The sequence below is a fragment of the [Lactobacillus] rogosae genome (assembly GCA_900112995.1).
GTDB classification, from domain to species: Bacteria; Bacillota; Clostridia; order Lachnospirales; family Lachnospiraceae; genus Lachnospira; species Lachnospira rogosae.
In genome coordinates, this window is record FONU01000006.1 from 1 (window position 1) to 18,699 (window position 18,699).

Annotated in this window: 14 protein-coding genes; 1 reads left to right on the forward strand and 13 read right to left on the reverse strand. The window is 36.9% G+C overall.

All coding sequences use genetic code 11. From position 1 onward, the window contains the following. Nucleotides 1-57 precede the first annotated feature (57 nt). From BM157_RS02365 to BM157_RS02375, 3 genes are all read right to left on the reverse strand, one after another. Nucleotides 58-330, reverse strand: coding sequence for a transposase (locus tag BM157_RS02365; RefSeq protein WP_090139827.1), 273 nt, complete (start codon nt 328-330; stop codon nt 58-60). A gap of 295 nt (nt 331-625) precedes the next feature. Then, nucleotides 626-2,563 carry an ABC transporter ATP-binding protein gene (locus BM157_RS02370; protein WP_318255784.1) on the reverse strand — a complete coding sequence of 646 codons (1,938 nt, stop codon included), beginning with the start codon at nt 2,561-2,563 and terminating at the stop codon, nt 626-628. A 32-nt stretch (nt 2,564-2,595) separates the two neighbouring features. Continuing rightward, nucleotides 2,596-4,332 carry an ABC transporter ATP-binding protein gene (locus tag BM157_RS02375; protein WP_090139893.1) on the reverse strand — a complete coding sequence of 579 codons (1,737 nt, stop codon included), beginning with the start codon at nt 4,330-4,332 and terminating at the stop codon, nt 2,596-2,598. 279 nt (nt 4,333-4,611) lie between these two features. On the opposite strand from BM157_RS02375, the gene BM157_RS02380 reads away from it, so the two are divergent. After that, entirely contained in the window at nt 4,612-5,523 is a 912-nt protein-coding gene (locus tag BM157_RS02380; RefSeq protein WP_022502664.1) for a LysR family transcriptional regulator, read from the forward strand. Nucleotides 5,524-5,658: 135 nt separating this feature from the next. Here BM157_RS02380 and BM157_RS02385 read toward each other — a convergent pair whose 3' ends face one another. From BM157_RS02385 to BM157_RS02430, 10 genes are all read right to left on the reverse strand, one after another. Beyond that, nucleotides 5,659-6,135, reverse strand: coding sequence for a COG2426 family protein (locus BM157_RS02385; protein ID WP_055174436.1), 477 nt, complete (start codon nt 6,133-6,135; stop codon nt 5,659-5,661). Between the two features lie 106 nt (nt 6,136-6,241). After that, complete coding sequence (locus tag BM157_RS02390; protein ID WP_090139832.1) at nt 6,242-10,696, reverse strand: PolC-type DNA polymerase III; 4,455 nt, start codon at nt 10,694-10,696, stop codon at nt 6,242-6,244. Between the two features lie 36 nt (nt 10,697-10,732). Then, complete coding sequence (ispG, locus tag BM157_RS02395; RefSeq protein WP_022502666.1) at nt 10,733-11,788, reverse strand: flavodoxin-dependent (E)-4-hydroxy-3-methylbut-2-enyl-diphosphate synthase; 1,056 nt, start codon at nt 11,786-11,788, stop codon at nt 10,733-10,735. 19 nt (nt 11,789-11,807) lie between these two features. Beyond that, nucleotides 11,808-13,292 (reverse strand): RIP metalloprotease RseP, encoded by a 1,485-nt coding sequence (gene rseP / locus BM157_RS02400; RefSeq protein WP_090139834.1) that lies wholly within the window; start codon nt 13,290-13,292, stop codon nt 11,808-11,810. Continuing rightward, nucleotides 13,283-14,449, reverse strand: a complete 1,167-nt coding sequence (locus tag BM157_RS02405) for a 1-deoxy-D-xylulose-5-phosphate reductoisomerase (RefSeq protein ID WP_055174431.1) — start codon at nt 14,447-14,449, stop codon at nt 13,283-13,285. The genes rseP and BM157_RS02405 overlap by 10 nt, the downstream gene beginning before the upstream one ends. A 36-nt stretch (nt 14,450-14,485) precedes the next feature. Next, entirely contained in the window at nt 14,486-15,298 is an 813-nt protein-coding gene (locus tag BM157_RS02410) for a phosphatidate cytidylyltransferase (protein ID WP_022502669.1), read from the reverse strand. Nucleotides 15,299-15,301: 3 nt separating this feature from the next. Further along, on the reverse strand, nt 15,302-16,036 hold the full coding sequence (locus BM157_RS02415) for an isoprenyl transferase (RefSeq protein ID WP_022502670.1): 735 nt from the start codon (nt 16,034-16,036) through the stop codon (nt 15,302-15,304). A 201-nt stretch (nt 16,037-16,237) separates the two neighbouring features. Next, nucleotides 16,238-16,789, reverse strand: a complete 552-nt coding sequence (gene frr / locus BM157_RS02420) for a ribosome recycling factor (RefSeq protein ID WP_022502671.1) — start codon at nt 16,787-16,789, stop codon at nt 16,238-16,240. A gap of 62 nt (nt 16,790-16,851) precedes the next feature. Further along, a complete protein-coding gene (pyrH, locus tag BM157_RS02425; protein WP_022502672.1) occupies nt 16,852-17,559 on the reverse strand; it encodes a UMP kinase in 708 nt (235 codons plus the stop codon). Between the two features lie 100 nt (nt 17,560-17,659). Next, entirely contained in the window at nt 17,660-18,598 is a 939-nt protein-coding gene (locus BM157_RS02430; protein ID WP_022502673.1) for a polymer-forming cytoskeletal protein, read from the reverse strand. Nucleotides 18,599-18,699 lie beyond the last annotated feature (101 nt).

An 18,699-nucleotide genomic window follows, 5' to 3' on the forward strand; every position in this document is an offset into this window, starting at 1 on the left:
CGCTATTAGGATATATCCTGTATTTATATGCTTTTAACACCTACTGTCGCCACCTTCCTACCCTTGATTTTCTATATATTTTCGTGGCATCTCTTCTGAAACATTTCCTACACTGCATACAAAATATCCGTCCGTCCAAAAAGTATGTTCTTTATCTGTCTCCATATATCTGATAATGACTTTATGCTTTTGACATATCTCATAAGAAAACTGCTTTATATCATCTGATATTTGTTTTGACATCAGCAATTTCTTTCTATACTTGCATACGAAAATAATATGATACTGTAACAAATATTTGTGTCTGTTTTTTGATTTCCACGTTCCCATAACGCAAGTATAGCACACCCCTCCGCTTCCGGCTACCTTAACCCACCGTCTAAAGCCAGTGGGATTGCGGTAGCCCTATTTCAACTTCTTTAATCTTACAAACAACCTTATACCATTCGGACACATCTCTTCAAGTTCCTCAAGGCTGTATCTTCTCAAATAAACAACCTAACAGCTACAGTATCCCTGTAGCCGCAATACACTAAAAAAGAGGCTTAACGCCTCTTAAATATAAAATATTCACTTAATTATAACCGCCAGCCTTGGTAATACATTTCTCACAGCAAACTTAATATTATGACAACTCAAATGCCCCTGTATACAAGCTGTAATATGTTCCCTTGCCGGCAATAAGTTCATCGTGTGAGCCTCGCTCAATTATATTGCCGTGGTCAAGTACCATTATGGCATCTGAATTGCGGACAGTTGAAAGTCTGTGTGCTATTACAAATACTGTTCTGCCCTTCATTAAGTTATCCATACCTCTCTGGACAAGTGCTTCTGTTCTTGTATCAATTGAAGATGTCGCCTCATCAAGAATCATTACTGGTGGGTTGGCAACTGCTGCCCTTGCAATTGATATAAGCTGTCTTTGTCCCTGTGAAAGACTTGCACCGTTCTGTGTAAGTACTGTCTGATAGCCGTCTGGAAGTCTTGTTATAAAGTCATCTGCATTGGCAAGCTTAGCGGCTTTAATACATTCCTCATCGGTCGCCAAAAGGTTACCATATCTTATATTATCCATAATAGTTCCTGTGAACAGATTAACGTCCTGTAATACAATGCCAAGTGAATGCCTTAAATCGTCTTTCTTAATTCTATCAATGCTTATTCCGTCATAGAATATATTTCCTGAATTAATATCATAAAATCTGTTAATCAGGTTAGTTATAGTCGTCTTTCCTGCACCTGTTGCACCAACAAATGCTATCTTCTGTCCTGATTTAGCCCATAGATTAATATTATTAAGTATAATCTTATTCTCATTATATCCAAATATTACATCATCAAATACGACCTTTCCCCTAAGAAGTATATAACCTGTTGTATTATCAGCTTTCCTACACTTCCAGGCCCATCTGCCGTCTTTGTCAGTTGTTTCTGTAACTTCACCTGCTATAAATACCATTCTGGCATCTTTATTGTCGGCTTCTTTGTTATTAAGCTCTTTATCATCACACTTTACGCGTACTAAAGTAACATCACCTTCATCTTCTTCAGGCTTTTCATCAATAAGTCCGAATATTCTTTCTGCTCCTGCCAACGCCATAGCTATCATACTAATCTGCTGTGCTATCTGCGATACTGGCATACAGAATGTCTTAGAAAGGTTAAGAAATGCTACTATCATTCCGACAGTAATTCCACCAACCCCTCTTAATGCAAGAAATCCTCCGATAAGAGCAATGAGAACATACTGTAAGTTACCAAGCTGTGAGATTGCCGGCATAAGTATGTTACCGTATTTATTGGCATTAGTTGCATCACTGCAAAGCATTTCGTTATTCTTATCAAAATCGTACTTTGCCTCATCCTCGTGACAGAATACTTTAATAACCTTCTGTCCATTAATCATCTCCTCGATGAAACCTGTAACCTTACCTATTGTTATCTGCTGTCTTATAAAATATCTGGCACTTGCCCCGCCAATCTTCTTAGAAACAATCTGCATAATGCAGGTTACTGCTAATACAAGTATTGTAAGCGGTATACTGTTGACAATCATAGACACAATAACAACTACTATTGTCACAACTGCTGAGATGAACTGTGGAAGAGCCTGCGATATGAACTGTCTTAATGTATCAGTATCATTAGTATAATGGCTCATTACATCACCATGTGTATGAGTATCGAAATATCTTATTGGAAGTGTCTGCATATGTGTAAACATATCATCACGGATTGCTTTTAAAGTTCCCTGTGATATTTTAATCATCATTTTGTTGTATGCAAATGTTGATAATACACCAACAAGATACAGACATCCAAGCATAATTATTGTCTTTAATAATGGTGCAAATGATGGATTAACTTCTGATAACATAGGTGTTATATAGTTATCTATAAGTATCTGTAAGAATAATGAACTTACTACTACTGTACAGGAACTAATAAGTATACATACAACAACCATAAAAAATGTCAGTTTATGTCTGCCTACAATATATGACATAAGTCTTTTTAATGTCTTTCCATCTATTGATGGCTTCCCTGATTTATTACCAGTCATACTGATATCAGCCTTTTTCTCATTACCTGCCATTACTGCTCATCTCCTTTCGTCTGTGATTCATATATTTCTTTATATATAGCATTTTCTTTTAATAACTGCTCGTGTGTTCCACAGCCATCAATCTTTCCGCCCTCCATTACAATAATGCAGTCTGCATCCTGAACTGATGATATTCTCTGTGCTATTATTATCTTAGTTGTATCTGGTATTTCATCTTTAAATGCTTTTCTTATTAAAGCATCTGTCTTAGTATCAACGGCACTTGTAGAATCGTCAAGAATAAGGATTTTAGGCTTTTTAAGAAGTGCTCTTGCTATACATAATCTCTGCTTCTGTCCGCCTGATACGTTAGTACCACCCTGTTCGATATATGTATTATATTTCTTAGGGAATGTCTGGACAAATGGATCTGCCTGTGCAAGTTCACAGGCGTGTATTATCTCTTCATCTGTTGCCTCTTTATTACCCCAGCGTAAATTTTCTTTAATAGTTCCGGAGAATAATACATTTTTCTGAAGCACCATTGCAACTTCATTTCTTAATGTATAGATATCTATATCCCTTACATCAACACCGCCAATCTTAACGCTTCCCTCTGTTACATCGTAAAGTCTTGGTATAAGCTGCACTAATGAGCTCTTACCGCTTCCTGTTCCACCTATAATTCCTAGTGTTGAACCGCTTGGAATATTGAGGTTAATATTTTTAAGACATTCTTTTTCTTTATCATCTATATAACTAAAGCTTACATTATCAAACTGGATTGAGCCGTCATTTACCTTATCCTCTGGATTGTCACAGTTGTGAAGTGTACTTTCCTCGTCAAGAATTTCAACAATACGCTCAGCCGAAGCTCTCGCCATATTAATCATAACCATAACCATTGATAACATCATAAGGCAGTTAAGAATTGTCATAGCATAAGCTATAAGACTTGTAAGCTCACCAGTTGTAAGTGCTGTAGCTCCTGATGTAATTATCATTCTTGCACCGAACCAGCATAAGAAAAGCATACACGAATATATGCAGAACTGCATAAGCGGCATATTGTATGCAACAATACCTTCAGCCTTTAAGAACATTTTATATATCGCTTCTGATACCTTAGTGAACTTCTTTTCTTCAAAATCTTCACGGACAAAGGACTTAACTACTCTCATACCTGTAAGATTTTCTTCTACTACTTCATTAAGATTATCGTATATCTTAAATACTCTCTCGAAATATATATGCGATCTGCTTACTATTATATAAAGTCCAATACCAAGCACTGGAATTGCAATAAGAAATATTAATGAAAGCTTAGTACTTGTCATAAATGCCGCAATAAGTGCGAATATAAGCATAAATGGTGCTCTTACCGCAATTCTGATAATCATCATATAAGCATTCTGCACATTAGTTACATCTGTTGTAAGACGTGTCACAATACTTGATGATGAGAACTTGTCAATATTCGCAAATGAATACTCCTGAATTTTGTAATACATATCCTTTCTTAAATTCTTTGCAAAGCCTGCCGAAGCTGTGGCACATAGACCTCCTGAAAGGATACCAAATACAAGACCTGCCATTACGCAGAGTATAAGCAAAGTCCCATATTTAACAAGTGCACTTTCATTACCTGAACTTATTCCTGAATCAATCATCTTTGCCATCATAAATGGGATAAGTATTTCAAATATTACCTCAAATACGATACACACTGGTGTCATAATTGATACCATTTTATATTCCCTTATTGAACGGGAAAGCTTTTTAATAATGTCCATATCATTCCTCTTTTCTGTACACAATTGCTACTATACATATGTTACTGGCTGAATATCTTCCCCAATTAACATTGCTATTCTTAATTATTATCATCTGGTGTACACAGACAAATTAATCCTATCAGCGTGAACGATTTTAACACTATTATTAAAAAAATGGAATTTGTAAAAATACAACACCATTAGATTTTTTCTAATGCACTCTTGAAATATTAATATATTATGAACTATAATCAATTATGCAGATTATTTAATATAATTAAGGAGGTTTTTATGACTACACAGCAGTTAGAATGTTTTATAAGAGTTGCCGACAAGCTTAATTTTACAAAAGCTGCACAGGAAATGTTTCTTACAACCCCAACTGTCACACACCATATTAAAAGCCTTGAGGAAGAACTGGGTGCAACACTTTTTATAAGAACACCGAAAATGGTACAGCTTACCGATGCCGGTGCTGAATTCTATGGAGATGCAAAGGATATCCTTAATAGAATTAATCTTTCAAGCAAGAAGATTGCCAATGTGGTATCCCAGTCATTGTCCTATATAAGAATTGGCTGTACAAGCAATGCAGAATTAAAGGCACTTAAACCAGCATTAAAAGAACTAAGAAAATGTATGCCCGATATATATCCTATGCTGTTTCTGCGTGACTACTCACGCCTTAAGACTATGTTTGAAAGCGGACATATAGATATAATGCTCGTTACTAAAGATATGATTGAAAATACCGATTGCACTTTCAAGCCTATAAAGAATATGAAAAGCTATGCCTTGATATCTGACGACTATAATAAGACTACTGAGGATAATAAAGACTTACATTCAATGTCAGCTATTTCCTTTGATGACTTAAAAGGACACTGCCTTTTACTGCTTAACCAGCGTTTAATTCCTTTCACACAGGGAAATCTTTTACAGGAAAAGCTCGTGCTTCATTCACAGGATAATTATCACTTTATATGTGAGAACAGCCAGACAAGTGAGCTTCTTGCACAATGTGGCTATGGCATTGCAATACTGCCTGAATTCTGCATTGATACCCCGCTTGATAACTGCCGCATCCTGCCCATTACAGACCAGCGTGAAATACAATACGGAATAGCCTATAACAAGACCCGCTCTACCAAAGACACCAAGAAAATCTGCAACATATTAACAAGTAATCTCAAACCGCAATAAAAAGAATTTACTATTACACAAAATATAATACCGCATATATTCTACAACTTTTATGTCCCATAACCGGATACGCATTAATCTGTAGAATATATGCGGCATTTATTAATTATATTCTTTAATTATTATACATTATGCTTATGCAAAACTGAATATCGCTGTAAATACTCCTGCTGAAGCAATACCCATTATTATACCTGCAAGCAATACTCCTCCAAGAACAGCAATTACACTCTTCTTAAAGCCCATATCAAGGAAGCTTGCTGCAAGTGTTCCTGTCCACGCACCTGTACCAGGTATTGGAATACCAACGAATAATAAAAGTGCTATAAAAAGACCATTCCCAGCCTTCTGCTTTAACTTTTCTCCACCTTTGTGACCCTTTTCAATACAAAATGTAAAGAACTTTCCGATATATTTCTTGTCTGCACCCCATTCAAGAACACGTCTTGCAAAAAGATATATAACCGGAACCGGAAGCATATTACCTATTACACATATTATATATGACTGTAATAATGGAAGCTGCATTCCCTGTGATATAGGAATTGCTCCTCTAAGTTCAACAATAGGTACCATTGATACAAGAAAACATATAAGATATTTTTTTAACATTTTTCACCTCATCTAATTAATTAAACATATATACTGCATCTTTATAATCGTATTCTAACCGCATATATTATATGATGATAACACACTTATATATGTATATGCAATACTATATAACATCAAATAATGATAACTGGTTGCTCTCTGCCATTCCATCAAGAAGTCCAAGCTCGCCAAGCTTCTCTATAACCGTCTGTCCAATCCTGGCTCTCTGGCGCAGGTCGTCCTTTGATAAGAACTCACCATCCCTTGCGGCTATCTCTATTGATTCTCCAGCAGACTCACCAACCTTGGATATTACCTTAAATGATGGCATAATCTTTCCATCTATTATCTGAAATGACCTTGCCTTTGCCTTGTATATGTCAATAGGTACGAACTCAAAGCCTCTTGCATACATTTCCTGAACAATACGCATATCCTTAAGCTCATCATCTTCAACATTGGATATCGTGCCGTCTGCTTTCTTAGCTTTGTAGTCATTAATATAATACTCTAATCGTTCCCTTCCCATTGCCATTTTTTCATAATCAAAGGCATTGGCTCTTATACTGTAATATGCACAGTAGTAAGCCAGCGGATAGAACACCTTGCAGTAAGCTACTCGCCATGCCATCATAACGTAAGCTGCGGCATGTGCCTTCGGGAACATATACTGGATTTTATTACAAGACCATATATACCAGTCTGGAACACCGTGTTCCCTCATAATCTGCTCCCATTCAGGTGTAAGTCCCTTACCTTTTCTTACCTTCTCCATTATTGTAAATGCAAGCTCACTTTCAAGTCCTTTCTGGATAAGGTATATCATAATGTCATCTCGTGTACATATCGCCGTAGATATGGTTGCCTTGCCCTCTTTAAGAAGTGTCTGTGCGTTACCAAGCCATACATCAGTTCCGTGTGAAAGCCCTGCAATTCTTACAAGGTCAGAAAAATACTGTGGCTTAGTATCAATAAGCATCTGCATAGCAAAATCTGTACCAAACTCTGGTATTCCAAGTGCACCAAGCTTACAACCGCCAATATCCTCAGGTGTAATTCCAAGTGCCGAAGTATCCTTGAATAAAGACATTACTTCTCTTGAATCCAGTGGTATTTCCAGCGGGTCAATACCTGTTAAATCCTGCAGCATTCTAATCATAGTAGGGTCAAGATGTCCAAGAATATCAAGCTTTAACAAGTTGTGGTCGATACTATGGTAATCGAAATGTGTTGTTACAATTCCACTCTTTACATCATTAGCAGGGTGCTGTACCGGTGTAAATGAATGTATCTCATCACCAATAGGAAGAACTACAATTCCTCCTGGATGCTGTCCTGTTGTTCTTCTTATATCTATACAACCCTCAGCAATACGTTCTATTTCACAACGGCGTTTAACCTTGCCTCTTTCCTCAAGATATTTAAGAACATATCCATACGCTGTCTTTTCGGCAACAGTACCGATTGTACCAGCCTTGAATGTCTGTCCCTTTCCAAATATAACCTCTGTATAAGCATGTGCCTTACTCTGGTATTCATTAGAAAAGTTAAGATCGATATCAGGCTCTTTGTTACCCTTAAATCCTAAGAATGTTTCAAATGGTATATCAAAACCTAATTTATTTAACTTATGACCACAATTAGGACACACCTTATCTGGCATATCACAGCCTGCACCACCAGCGAACTTCTTAACTTCCTCTGAATCAAAGTCAACATAAAAGCACTCTGGACAAAGATAATGCGGACTAAGCGGATTAACCTCTGTAATACCAGCCATAGTTGCCGCTAAAGATGAACCAACAGAACCTCTTGAACCTACAAGGTATCCATCATCATTTGACTTCCATACAAGCTTCTGTGCAATAATATACATAACGGAGTAACCATTAGATATAATTGAATTAAGCTCACGCTCAAGTCTTTCTGTAACAATCTGTGGAAGTTCTGGTCCATATATTTCGTGTGCCCTGTTATGGCATATATTCCTTAACATCTGATCTGAATTCTCAATTACAGGAGGACGTTTATCAGGACGTACCGGACTAATCTTCTCGCACATATCCATTATCTTATTCGTGTTAGTTACAACTATCTCATATGCCTTATCATTTCCAAGATAATCGAACTCAGAAAGCATTTCCTCTGTAGTATGCAGATACAGTGGTGGCTGGTTATCCGCATCGTCAAAGCCTTTTCCTGCCATAATTATTCTACGGTATATTTCATCTTCTGGATTAAGAAAATGCACATCACACGTTGCAACTACAGGCTTGTCGAACTTTTCACCTAAAGATATGACTCTTCTGTTAAGATCTCTTAAGTCCTCCTCGTCTTTAACGTAATAATCTTCCTTCTCAATCATAAAACTGTTATTACCGATTGGCTGCACCTCAAGATAATCATAGAAATTAACTATTCTTGCAATCTCCGCATCTGATCGTCCATTTACCATAGCACGGAACAACTCTCCTGCCTCACACGCACTTCCTATTATAAGACCTTCCCTGTACTTATTAACAAGGCTCTTTGGTATCTTGGGAAATCTGTTAAAATACTGCAGATGTGAAGCCGACACAAGCCTGTACAGATTAATTCTTCCCATCTCATTAGAGGCAAGTATTATACAGTGGTACTGGTGAAGCTTCTTAATTGACTCATCATCAAGCGTTCCCTCTTCATTAAGCTTATCAAGTGTATATATATCCCTCTCATAAAGCATCTGCACAAGCTTTAAGAATATATGTGCTGTTGCCTCTGCATCATCAACCGCCCTGTGGTGGTTATCAAGCACAACATTAAGATGCTTGGTTAATGTATCAAGCTTATAATTATGTAATGCCGGTATAAGGAACTGTGACAAAAGCACTGTATCTATATAAGTAGGTGCAAATTCTATCCCCATTTTCTCAGCATTATTAATTATAAAACTCATATCAAATTCCGCATTGTGGGCTACCATAACACAACCCTTACAGAATTCTATAAAATCAGGCAGTATCTGCTCGATAGTTCCTGAATTCATAACCATCTGGTCATTAATACCTGTTAAATTCTCAATTCTAAAAGATATAGGTATCTGTGGATTAACAAATGTTGAAAATCTGTCTACAATCTCATTATTCTTAATCTTTACCGCACCTATCTCTATTACCCTGTCTACCAAAGCCGAAAATCCCGTTGTTTCCAGATCAAATACAACGAATTCCCCTTTAAAGTCCTGTCCAGCCGGATTAATTACTATCTTCCTGGTATCATCGACAAGATATGCCTCAACACCATATATAACCTTAAAATCTAACTTCTCACCCTTTTTATTATACTTAAACTCCAGATCCTGCATAGTGTGATAAGCTTCCGTGAATGCCTGCACAACTCCGTGGTCAGTAATCGCAATTGCCTTGTGTCCCCAGCTTATCGCCTGCTTTATTATATCCTTGGCATAAGATACACCATCCATATCACTCATCTTGGTATGGCAGTGAAGCTCTACCCTCTTATGAAGTGATAAGTCATTTCTTACTGACCTGTTATCACTTCCTTTTCGTATTCCTGACACATTGGCTATAGTAATCTCCTGATCATACTTATCCATTGAAGCTATGCCTTTTATCTTAAGAAAATTACCCTTTTTAATGAATTCATAAAGATCTGGAAGCTGTTCATTTCTTGCAAACATTTTCACTACAATGCTGTCTGTAAAATCTGTAACAACGATAGATAATATAGTTCTTTCGTTTCTTATCTCTCTTGTTTCTATGCTTCTTATCATACCATTTATGACAACTTCACCTATTGGCGATTCTATCTGTTCTATGGCAGTAACTTCATCGTCAAAGTCCCTTCCATATAATATATCTGTATTAGCTGGCTTTCTATAACGTGTAAGATCTTTTCCAGAAGCTCCTCTTTCATTAAAAAATGCAGCGGCTTTAGCTTTCTGTTCGGCATACTTTTTGTTCTTCTCTGCCCCATTATCGCTCTTGGCTTCTTCGCCTGCTGCCATAAAGTTATCTTCAATCTGCTTAATTCTAAGATTAAGCTTATGTTCATTTTCTTTCTCATAACGCTTCTCAAGCTTGGCAACATACTTATATTCAACATCTATCTCAAAGCCAAAACGGTTAAGAAATATAAGCTGAAAATATTCCTTAAGGTCATCTGCATAGGTTCTTGCAAGAAATCCGTCCTCTAATGTAAGCACAAGCAGGTCATCCTTTTCAAACTCCCACGTTGAATTCTTTAAAAGATTATACTCAAGTGTCCAGTATTTCTCCAATTCAAATAATATGCTGTCATAATACACATCCATTATTGTCTGTGGCGTATACTGCTTTGACAGATTATATCTGTCTATAATTCTTACATCCATATTCTGTATACGGAATATCTGCTTTTTAAGGGCATCTTCTACCCTGTATATTATCTTCTTGCTTATAACCCTGTCATTCTTTATGTATACTCTCGCCAATGAGTTCGTTGATGTCTTGGATACTCTCGTAACCTCAACATTTTCCATATACATACCAATATCCTCTGGCAGTTTTAATGTCTTAAATACTTCAAAAAATCTACGCATCTTTAACCAACACCTTCTGCCAAAGGATAATAATAATCAGTCTTTCCAATTATCTAATTCGTCCTTCAGCACTGCTAACAGTTTATCTTCTTCAAACTTCTTAATTATTTCGCCATGCTTTATAAGAACACCACAGCCGTCACCACCTGCTATTCCTATATCAGCCTCCTTAGCTTCTCCAGGGCCATTTACAACACAGCCCATAACAGCTATCTTAATATCAAGGTCATAGTTTCTAACAAGCTCCTCAACCTTTGAGGCAAGACCGATAAGGTCAATTTTAGTTCTTCCACAGGTAGGACAAGATACAACCTCAATACCACCTTTTCTTAAACCAAGTGTCCTAAGAATAAGCTTAGCTGCCTCTATCTCCTTTACAGGGTCATCTGTAAGTGAAACTCTTATTGTATCACCTATGCCCTGTCCTAATATAAGCCCAAGACCTATTGATGACTTAATGCTTCCGCTGAATAACGTACCCGACTCGGTAATTCCAACGTGAAGCGGATAATTAGTCTTCCTTGCTATAAGTTCGTGTGCCTTAACACACATCATTACATCTGACGATTTAATGCTTATAACAAGATTATCATAACCAAGATCTTCTATAATCTTTACTTTATCAAGTGCACTCTCAACAAGTCCTTCGGCTGTAACACCGCCATATTTCTCTATAAGGTCTTTCTCAAGTGAACCACTGTTGACCCCTACTCTTATAGGGATATTCTTAGCCCTGGCAGCATCTACAACAGCCTTAATCTTATCTGTTCCACCGATATTGCCTGGATTAATTCTTATCTTGTCAGCACCATTATTAATTGCCTCTATTGCCATTCTGTAATCAAAATGTATATCTGCAACCAATGGAATATGAATATGCTTCTTAATCTCCTTGATTGCTTTAGCGGCATTAATATCTGGAACTGTACATCTTATAATATCACAGCCTGCTTTCTCTAAAGCCAGTATCTGGCTGACAGTTGCCTCAACATCATCAGTTCTTGTGTTAGTCATAGACTGAATCATTATAGGATTGCCGCCACCGATTAACTTATTGCCTATTTTTACAACCTTTGTATTATCTCTATACATATTAAGCCTCATTTCTTAATTAAAAAAGTCCTCTTATATCTTTAAACATAACATATATCATAAGAACAAATAAGAATATCATACCAACAAAATGCACCATACCCTCGTGTTCTTTCTTGACCGGCTTGCCTCTTAATACTTCAAGTATAAGAAATACAAGTCTTCCGCCATCAAGTGCCGGTATTGGAAGAAGGTTCATAACGCCAAGGTTGGCACTTATAAGTCCTGCAAGATTTAAAAGATTAAGGATTACATAAAATGTTCCATCTGCCTTGCTTTCTTCTACAATATTACTCATAGCACTTACTGTTCCGACAGGACCAGAAAGATCATTAATCCCCACCTGTCCTGTAAACATCATTCCAAGGCTCTTAACTACAGTATTAACACTATATCCAACTTCCTTAAATGCATAGCCGATTACTGATATAGGCGAAACCTTCTGTCTTGCCCCATAACTTGCAAAGCCTGTATAGTAATATTCATTCTCTACAGAATCCGGTGTCACATTTAACTGCATTGTACTACCATCTCTGTTTATTGTAATATCAACACTCTCGCCATTACACTGTCCTACAAGCTCAATAATCTTGGTACTTCCGTCAACTGCAACGCCATTAACCGCTGTTATTATATCACCCTTCTTAATCCCAGCCTTCTGTGCTGGTGTTCCGTCAGATACGCCTGCTATTGTCCCATTCTGCTCTAAAGTAACACCCATCTGGTACTTCTGCTGTTTAACATATTCAGGAGTAAGAGTTGTTGTATATTTCTGTCCATCTCTTTCATATGTTATATTCATAGTATCATCAGCGTGGTACACCCTATAGAAAGAATAATCCCTGTAAAATGTTATCTTCTGGTTATTAACCTTTATAATCTTGTCACCTTCCTGAAGCCCTGCACTTACCGCTGGTGAATTATCATATACAACATCAACCATACAAGGGTCATAGCCTATACTTCCAATAATTACAACCGAGCAGACAAATGCCAGTATAAAGTTAAATATTGGTCCAGCTGCTATAACTGCAATCCTTGCCCACACTGATTTATTAGCAAATGATTTGGACATATCATAGCCAGCTTCCAGTGCTTCCTGCTTTTTCTTCTCAGACATATAGCTTCCAGCCGATGTATTATCAGATGAATACCTTGAAGCATTTCCAAAGCCATTATCTTCTGCTGTTTTACCATTGCAAAAGTCATTATCCAACTCGCTTCCAGATTTGCCAGTATTATTGCCTTCTGTTGCATCTTCCTGCTCATCATCATCTGCCTCTAAGAAATCCTCACCAAGCATTATACAGGCTCCACCAAAAGGAAGCAGCTTAAGACTATATTCTGTTTCACCTTTCTTAAAATGTATAAGCTTAGGTCCAAATCCAAGTGAGAATTCCACAACTGTAATTCCATTTGCCTTAGCTACAATAAAATGTCCAAACTCGTGTATAATTATGATTATGCTTAATACAAGTATCGCTAATATTATATTTATAACCACTCTGCTCCTCCATTCTTCAAACGGTTTTCTATCATTTCATAGACTGTCTGTTCTGTTTCTAATATTTCGTCTACAGACGGATTATCAATATAACGTACTTCATTCATTGCATACTCTATAATATCAGGTATATCAAGATACTTTATCTTTCTGTCAAGGAACTTTGCAACTGCAAGCTCATTTGCCGCATTAAATGCTGTTGGAATGTTACCGCCCTTATCAGAAGCTGTATAAGCAAGCTTAAGTCCTTTAAATGTATCCATATCAGGCTTTTCAAATGTAATATTGCCAAGTTCAAAGAAATCCACTCTCTTAGTGTTAAGCTCTCTTCTATGAGGATAATAGAGGGCATACTGTATAGGAAGGCGCATATCAGGACTTCCAAGCTGTGCCATTATTCCTCCGTCAATGAATTCAACCATAGAATGTATTATGCTCTGTGGCTGTACAACCACTGTGACCTTAGATGATGGAACATTGAATAACCACTGTGCTTCCATTACCTCAAGGCCTTTATTAACCATAGTTGATGAGTCTATCGTTATCTTTCTTCCCATAGCCCAGTTAGGGTGGTTAAGTGCATCCTCAACTGTCACATTTACAAGGTCAGCTCTTTTCTTTCCTCTGAATGGACCACCTGATGCTGTAAGAAGTATTCTTTCAACCTCCTTAGGATATTCGCCGTTAAGTGACTGAAATATCGCTGAATGTTCGCTGTCTACAGGATATATATTAACATTATTGTCCTTAGCAAGCTTCATTATAATATGTCCTGCTGTTACAAGTGTCTCCTTATTGGCAAGTGCAATATCCTTATGTGCTTCAATTGCTTTAATCGTTGGAACAATGCCCATCATTCCAACAACGGCCGTAAGAACAATATCAGCTTCTTTATGTGTTGCCGCTTCTATAAGTCCCTCATCACCATACACTATCTTTACATCAATATCTGAAAGCAGAAGCTTTAACTCGCCCGCAAGCTTTTCAGTTCCAATACATACCAAAGATGGTCTGAATTCCCTTACCTGTTCTGCTAATTCTTTCACTCTTGTTCCTGCTGCAAGTGCAACAACCTTTATATCTTTATTTCTTCTAATAACATCTAAAGTCTGAGTTCCTATTGAACCAGTCGAACCTAGAACTGATATTCCTCTCATTATCTACACCCTTTCCTAATCTATACTATAGTAACTTTAAAGTCCTATACTGTTAAGCAGTATTATCGCCCAGTATACAACCGGTGCTGTGAATATTACGCTGTCAAATCTATCCATAATTCCACCATGTCCCGGAATTAATGTACCATAATCTTTAACATTATAATTTCTCTTAATTGCAGATGCCGCCAAGTCACCAACTATTGACAATAACGCCCCTGCAAGGCTTGCTACTGCAAATGCCACAGACGAATTATCAATAACACCTGCCATTTTAGAACTTACTAAAGCTCCGTATACCGCACCGAGTATTGTTGCACCAATCACTCCGCCTATTGCACCTTCAACCGACTTCTTAGGTGATAACACAGGTGCCATTTTGTGCTTTCCTATGCACACTCCTGTGAAATAAGCAAATGTATCATTTCCCCACGAAGCAATAAATATAAGCCACACAATAAATATTCCATTATCTGACATTCTTGTTTCATATATATAAGCTATCATCACGGTTACATATATGATTCCAAAGAATGCCCACATAACATTTTCCGCCTTATACTTTGGAAACGTGAATACATACACGCTCATCATAACAAGAAATGTTACTACAAGAATTAGCGTAGTATATCTATGCTCTGCTATGTTAAGGCTTATAAAATATGCTATTGTTGCCGCATATGCACATATTCCCAATGGTGTCTTTTGAAGATTGGTGACCCTTAACAATTCAAAATTACCTATAAGTGCTACCATAAGACATACCGCATATAACAGCCAGCCACCAAAATACAATGATGGAACGGCAATTGCCACAAGGCATATTCCGCTTATTATCCTCTTTAACAAATTCTATTCCTCCTTAACTCCGCCATATCTTCTGTCTCTTTTATTATATTTCTCACAAGCCTTAATAAGTTCTTCCCTATTAAAATCCGGCCAGAATACATCTGTAAAGTAGAATTCTGTATATGCAAGCTGCCATGGAAGATAATTAGAAAGTCTTTGCTCGCCACTAGTTCTTATCAAAAGATCCGGGTCAGGAATATCCTTTGTGTCAAGATTAGCATTTATCATAGCCTCATCTATAGCCTCTGGTGCAATCTTTCCCTCTTTAACATCCTGTGCAATCTTCTGGACGGCTCTTACAATCTCATCTCTGCCACCATAATTGATTGCTATTGTGAAATTGAGTCCTGTATTATTCTTAGTCTTTTCTTCAAGATTATTAATACTCTCAACTATATCATCACTTAATTCTTCCCTGCGTCCTATAACACGGCACCTTACATTGTTCTTCATAGACTTCTTGACACAATCTTTAAGATACTTTCTTAAAATGCTCATAAGAGTGCCTACTTCTTCTTCTGAACGCTTCCAGTTCTCTGTTGAAAAAGCATATACTGTAAAATATTGTATGCCAAGGTCATCTGCAACATACAACATATCTTCTACAACTTTACTTCCCTGCATATGTCCATATGTTCTTGGCATATGCTTCTTTTTAGCCCAGCGTCCATTACCATCAAGTATGACAGCAACATGAGCAGGTATCTTAAGCCCTAATTCCTCATTATATTTATCCATACATTACCCCACAGTCAATATTTTATAGTTTCATATATCGGTATCCTTATAACTTCATATTTAGATACATTTATCATTTCATATATTATTATATTTTTATATGCCAGATAGCATCATTATATTAATGTATATATAATATTATCCATATAACTTATTAGGAGGCTGTTGCTATAAACCAACAGCCTCCCCATATATTATTCATTATACTGTAAGTATCTCAGAAGTCTTTTCTTCTATTGCCTTATCTATTAAAGCTATATATTTATCTGTAAGCTTCTGAACATCATCTTCAAGATTCTTAGCTTCATCATCTGAAAGCTCTCCTGCCTTGTTCTCTTTCTTAACAGTATCATTAGCATCTCTTCTTACATTTCTTATGGCAACCTTAGCATTGTCACCCTTCTTCTTTACGTCCTTAGCAAGTTCTTTACGTCTTTCCTCTGTAAGTTCAGGGAATATAAGTCTTATTACCTTACCATCATTATTAGGTGTAAGTCCAAGGTCTGATACAAGAATAGCCTTTTCAATATCTTTAATAAGGCTTGCTTCCCAAGGCTGAATCTGAATCATTCTTGCTTCTGGAACAGAGATATTAGCCACCTGCTGAAGTGAAGTAGGTGTTCCATAATAATCAACCTTAATTTTATCTAATATATGTGGGTTAGCTCTTCCTGCTCTTATTGTTGTGTAGTCCTCTTTTAATGAGTCTACTGATTTCTTCATTTTATCTTCGTATTCTTTAATGTCACTCATTATATTTCTCTCTTTCTTAATATCTTTTATTATATAACTGAATATTACAATAAATCGGCAAATTAATCAACAGTTACAATTGTTCCATTAAATTTACCTGAAAGTGCATTAACAATGCTGTCTTTCTCATTAAGTCCAAATACCATAAGCGGCATCTTATTCTCCATACACATAACAGAAGCCGTCATATCAATTACGCCAAGATGCTTATCAACAACATCTGTAATGGATATTTTATCATACTTCTTAGCTTTTGGATTGATCTTAGGGTCGCTGTCATATACGCCATCAATTGCCTTAGCTAAAAGTATAGCATCTGCATCTAATTCAATGGCTCTAAGCACTATACCTGTATCTGTTGAGAAATATGGATGTCCTGTTCCACCTGCAAAGAATACAACCATCCCCTTTTCAAAATACTTATTAGCTCTATCCTTAGAGAAAAGCTTTGTCATACTTCCACACTCAAATGGTGTAAGTATATTAGTCTTAAGTCCCTGTGATCTGAATATTTCTGATACATATATGCAGTTCATAATGGTTGCAAGCATACCAATCTGGTCAGCCTTTGTTCTGTCGATATTATCATTAGAACGTCCTCTCCAGTAGTTACCACCACCAATTACAACACCTACATTAATGCCTTTGTCTATAATCTGCTTTACCTGTCCTGCTATATCCATAATTAATTCATCATCATAGCCTGACTTCTTATCACCTGATAAAGCTTCTCCACTTAACTTAAGAATTACTCTTTTAATGTCGTTCATATTATTTCTCCATTCTTTATATATATTGTATTTTATCAGAGTACTAACTATTATCTTTACCGATTATTAACTGTTATTTCTTTATTATCTATAATATCTGTTAATTCGCTGGCCTGCTGCCGGCTGTACTGTTATCAGCTGACATATTATCTGCTGCTTTGCCATCGACCGCTCTGTCGTTAGCTGACTTACTATCTGCTTCTTTGCCATCGACTGCTCTGTCGTTAACTGACTTGCTATCTGCTGACTTGCTGTCTAACCCTGCTGTCTCTTTATTGACACTACTCTTAATCTCGTCTTTGTTATGCTTTCCAACTGCCTTTATATCAAATATTGAAGATGTATCAACATCGGCATAGCACTGCGAACATCTTCCATCTATTGTAGCTCCATTATTAATCTGAACTGACTTAGACTTAATATCACCAACTATTACAGCGGATGAGTCTATGACAACCGGGCCATTAATGTCCACATTACCTTTAACAGCACCAGCTATAACGGCAGATGTTGCTGTTATATTACCTATAACAACTGTACCCTGCCCTATCTTAGCTGAACCCTTAGACTGTATATCTCCTGAAATCTTTGCATTATTAGCAAACACTTCATTAGCCATAATCGCTCCTTCTATTGTACCGCTTACTGTAAGCTTTCCACAGCAGGCAACATTACCTTCAACAGTTCCAAATACATCTATAGAACCTACTGAGTCCAAATCACCGCTGACAACAAGACCTGCTGTTATAACCGCTGTCTCCTCTGCCATCTGCTCTAACTCCGATCTTGGTTCATCTTGTGCAACACTGTCACTGAACGTCTCTATAGCTTCGCTCTCATTATTAAGCTCTGCCTCAAGCTTATCTGTAATAGACTCTCTGCTCTCTGAGCCTGTAAGCTCACTTTTCATTCCAGCTGCTAACTTAGCCAGATCATTATCTTCTAATGTATTGACCATCATATCTTCTTTAACTTCTTTTCCAAGTCTGCTGAATACATCTTTAGAATTATCATCAGATTTACTGCCAAATAAGCCCATCTTAATCCTCCATTAGTCTGATATATATAAAATATTGTCCATTATAACCAGCACTGATTATAACCATAATTCAAGCCTGTCTTATAATGCAAACCAGCCAA